The 3,814-nt window shown below is 70.2% G+C and carries 5 protein-coding genes; 3 read left to right on the top strand and 2 right to left on the bottom strand.

Going from position 1 to position 3,814, the window contains the following annotated elements:
* A partial coding sequence (locus tag G6027_RS04775) for a S9 family peptidase (protein WP_182635878.1) occupies positions 1-2,019 on the top strand: 2,019 nt, incomplete at its 5' end.
* Between the two features lie 52 nt (positions 2,020-2,071).
* Here the strand turns inward: G6027_RS04775 and G6027_RS04770 are convergent.
* On the bottom strand, positions 2,072-2,599 hold the full coding sequence (locus G6027_RS04770; protein ID WP_182635877.1) for a hypothetical protein: 528 nt from the start codon (positions 2,597-2,599) through the stop codon (positions 2,072-2,074).
* Positions 2,596-2,874 carry a helix-turn-helix transcriptional regulator gene (locus G6027_RS04765; protein ID WP_182635875.1) on the bottom strand — a complete coding sequence of 93 codons (279 nt, stop codon included), beginning with the start codon at positions 2,872-2,874 and terminating at the stop codon, positions 2,596-2,598. The genes G6027_RS04770 and G6027_RS04765 overlap by 4 nt, the downstream gene beginning before the upstream one ends.
* A gap of 63 nt (positions 2,875-2,937) precedes the next feature.
* Between G6027_RS04765 and G6027_RS04760 the strand changes: the two genes are divergently transcribed.
* Together G6027_RS04760 and G6027_RS04755 are read left to right on the top strand one after the other, a co-directional pair.
* Positions 2,938-3,429, top strand: a complete 492-nt coding sequence (locus G6027_RS04760; RefSeq protein WP_182635872.1) for a glutathione peroxidase — start codon at positions 2,938-2,940, stop codon at positions 3,427-3,429.
* A gap of 106 nt (positions 3,430-3,535) precedes the next feature.
* Positions 3,536-3,814 (top strand): DUF2334 domain-containing protein (locus G6027_RS04755; RefSeq protein ID WP_346995632.1); only part of this gene is annotated, 279 nt, incomplete at its 3' end.

The raw sequence follows: 3,814 nt of genomic DNA, 5'->3' as shown, positions 1-3,814 counted from the left end.
AAGCCGCTCGAGGACGAGGTCTACGAGGAGATCCGCTCCCGCGTCAAGGAGACCGACATGTCGGTCCCCGTGCGGGCCAGCGGCTGGTGGTACTTCTCCCGCACCTCGGAGGGCCTGTCCTACGCCCGGCACTGCCGCGTCCCCGTGCCGCCGCAGTTCGTGGCCGACGCCGGGGACCCGGCCGGGTGGGTGCCGCCGGAGGTCTCGCCCGGCGTCGAGCTCCCCGGCGAGCAGCTGCTGCTGGACGGCAACGCCGAGGCCGAGGGGCACGAGTACTTCGCGCTCGGCGCGTTCTCGGTGAGCCACGACGGCCGCGTCCTGGCCTGGGCCACCGACACCGAGGGCGACGAGCGCTACACCCTGCGTTTCCGGTCCCTGGATCCCGACCACACGGCGCCGACGGAGGAGATCTCGGGGATCGCGGCCGGCGTGACCTGGTCACGCGACGGGCAGTACGTGTTCTACGTGACGGTCGACGAGGCGTGGCGACCCGACACCGTGTGGCGTCACCGTCTGGGGACGACCCGGGACGACGACGACGAGGTGTTCCACGAGCCCGACGAGTCGTACTGGATCGGGGTCGGCGAGACACGCAGCGAGAAGTACCTGCAGATCGCCGCGGGGTCCAAGATCACCACCGAGGTGTGGTGCCTGGACTCCGCCGACCCGGCCGGCGAGTTCTGGTGCGTACGCCCTCGCGAGGAGGGCGTCGAGTACGACGTCGAGCACGCGGTCGTCGGCGGCGAGGACCGCTTCCTCATCACCCACAACGCGGGCTCGCCGAACTTCGCCGTGGTCGAGGCCCCGGCCGGGCCGGTCGGCAGCGACTTCCGAGACCTGAGCCCGCTCGTGCCGCACCGCGACGACGTGCGGGTGGAGGGGGTCGACGCGTTCGCCCGTGTCCTGGTTCTGGGGTACCGGGAGGGAGCCCTGCCCCGGTTCTCCCTGATGCCGCTGGATCCCGCCGCCACCGGGGGTGCGGGGGCGTATTCCGAGTTCACCCCTGTGGAGTTCGACGAGGAACTGTTCACCTCGGGCCCGGGGTCGAACCCGGAATGGGGCTCACCGGTGCTGAGGTTCGGGTTCGGCTCGTTCGTCACCCCGGGCCGGATCTACTCCCTGGCGCTGGCCACGGGGGAGCGGACCCTGTTGCGCGAGCAGGAGGTGCTCGGCGGTTATGACCCGGCCGGGTACGTGCAGCGCCGGGACTGGGCCACCGCCGGGGACGGCACCCAGGTGCCGATCTCCCTGGTGATGGCGCAGGAGACCGCAGCTCGGATCGACGCGGGCGAGCAGGTTCCGACCCTGCTGTACGGCTACGGTTCGTACGAGACCAGCATCGACCCCGCCTTCTCGGTGGCCCGGCTCTCGCTGCTCGACCGGGGGATGGCCTACGCGGTCGCGCACGTGCGGGGCGGCGGCGAGATGGGACGCCTCTGGTACGAGCACGGCAAGACCCTCACCAAGCGGAACACCTTCACGGACTTCGTCGACTGCGCCCGGCACCTGGTCGACTCCGGGCTCACCGCCCCGGACCGGCTGGTGGCGGAGGGCGGCAGCGCGGGTGGCCTGCTCATGGGCGCCGTGGCCAACCTCGCGCCGGAGCTGTTCGTCGGCATCCAGGCGGTGGTGCCGTTCGTCGATCCGCTCACCTCGATCCTGATGCCGGAACTCCCGCTCACGGTGATCGAGTGGGACGAGTGGGGCGATCCGCTGCACTCGCAGGAGGTCTACGACTACATGGCCTCCTACGCGCCGTACGAGAACATCGAGGCCAAGGACTACCCGGCGATCCTGGCGGTGACCTCGCTCAACGACACCCGGGTGCTCTACGTGGAGCCCGCCAAGTGGGTGGCCCGGCTCAGGGCGGTGTCGACCTCGGCCGACTCGGCCGAACGCCCGGTGCTGTTGCGCTGCGAGATGAGCGCCGGACACGGCGGCGTGTCCGGGCGATACGAGCGGTGGCGCCAGACCGCGTTCGAGTACGCGTGGACGGTCCGCACGGCCGGGGCGGGCTAGGAGTCCGCTCGCGCACCCCCGCTCCCACACCCCCCCGGGGTCCGGGGTGGCGTCAGCGGTCCTCGGAGTCGGCGGGGTCCATGGTCCCGGCCATCGCGGCGGCGGGGATGATCCCGCCGACGAAGACCGCCAGGACCGCGAGTCCGCCCATCGCATAGGCGAGGCGGTGGCCCTCCCCGAGTTCCATCGTGGAGCCGAAGACCAGCACGAGTCCGATCACGAAGCAGATGCCTACGAGCACCGACAGCGCGGTCGACCTGGCGCGCAGCAGCGTCTGCGTCTCGAACTCGTCGAGGTAGCGGGGCGGCGCCGAGTCCTTGACGTCGATCACGGTGCGCAGCATCGTCCACACCGTGCAGATCGCCACGGTCATGGGCAGCCAGGCGATCACGATCGGCAGCCAGAAGAACCCGGCGATGGCGATCGCCGCCATGACCGCCACGCACGCCCAGTTCATCCGGACCAATAGTCGGCGGCGTTCCGGGGTGCGCCACGAGAGCAGGCTGGTGGAGAGCCGGTCGGCGGTCTTCTCGTAGCGGCGCTCGGCGGCGGTCAGGGTGTCGACGGTGACGGTGCTCATGGTGTGTCCTCTCGTGTGCGGCGGTAGATCTCGGTGGACATCGGCTGGAACTCCTCCCGGGAGAAGACGGCCTCGACCGGTAGGTCGAACACCGAGCAGATGCGGAAGGCCAGATCCAGGCTGGGGAAGTGGTCTCCCCGTTCGAGTGCCCCCACGGTCTGGGGGTTGACCTCGATCCGTTCCGCCAGCGAGGCCCGGCTGAGTCGGTGCTCGGCCCGCAGGACGGCGATCCGGTTGTAGATGGGGAGCTTTTCTCCCCTTCGCACTGGGCTCATGCAATGCAGTGTTGTAAAAACCCAACGATGTGTCAAGAGTGGTACACGCGTAAGCTGGCTCACATGAGCAGCCTCCACGACATCACCTTCACGACCATCGACGGCGAACAGGCACGACTCGGCGACTACGCGGGCCACGCGGTCCTCGTGGTCAACGTGGCTAGCGAGTGCGGGCTCACCCCGCAGTACGAGGGCCTGCAGGAGTTGGCCGACGACTACCGCGATCGCGGGTTCTTCGTCCTGGGGTTCCCGTGCAACCAGTTCATGGGGCAGGAACCCGGCGACGAGGGCGCGATCAAGGAGTTCACGACCGAGAAGTACGGCATCACCTTCCCCCTGGCCGCCAAGGTCGACGTCAACGGCCCGGACCAGCACCCGCTGTACGCGGAACTGACCGCGGTCGCCGACGCCGACGGCGAGGCCGGTGACGTGCAGTGGAACTTCGAGAAGTTCCTGCTCTCCCCGGCGGGTGAGGTCGTGGGCCGCTTCCGTCCCAAGGTGGAGCCCGGCGCCCCCGAACTCACCGGGGCGATCGAGGACGTCCTCCCGGTCTGACCCCGTCCCGGAGCGACACGTCTGGCCGGACGCACGCCCGGCGGGGACACCGGACGTACACCTCGTCGTCGTCACGCCGTCATCCCCGGCTGCGAGGATGGGCCGCATGACACCGCGCCCCGCCACCGCCCGCCTCATCGTCTCCGTCTCGGGCCTGCGCGATTCCACGCTCGAGGGTGCGGTGGATCTGGTCGGTGACCTCGAGCGGCGGTCCGTGCCCGTCTCGTTGCTCGTCGCGCCGAGGCGCGGGCGCGAGTACCGGATGGCGGATGACCGGGCCACGCAGGGGTGGCTCCGTCACCGTCGCGAGCGGGGTGACTCGATCGTGTTGGGCGGCTACGACGAGGCCGCGACCCGCCCGCGCCGGCCCGAGTTCGCCTCCATC

The organism is Dietzia sp. SLG310A2-38A2, from assembly GCF_014145095.1.
In the GTDB taxonomy this organism is placed as follows: Bacteria; Actinomycetota; Actinomycetes; order Mycobacteriales; family Mycobacteriaceae; genus Dietzia.
The sequence above is the reverse complement of the archived record's forward strand: the minus strand, read 5'-3'. Positions and strand labels throughout refer to the sequence as shown.

What these genes read in the sequence shown, in the direction of transcription:
- G6027_RS04765 (WP_182635875.1), bottom strand. Translation starts at nt 2,874, where the DNA reads ATGAGCCCAGTGCGAAGGGGAGAAAAGCTCCCCATCTACAACCGGATC.
- G6027_RS04760 (WP_182635872.1), top strand. Translation starts at nt 2,938, where the DNA reads ATGAGCAGCCTCCACGACATCACCTTCACGACCATCGACGGCGAACAG.
- G6027_RS04770 (WP_182635877.1), bottom strand. Translation starts at nt 2,599, where the DNA reads ATGAGCACCGTCACCGTCGACACCCTGACCGCCGCCGAGCGCCGCTAC.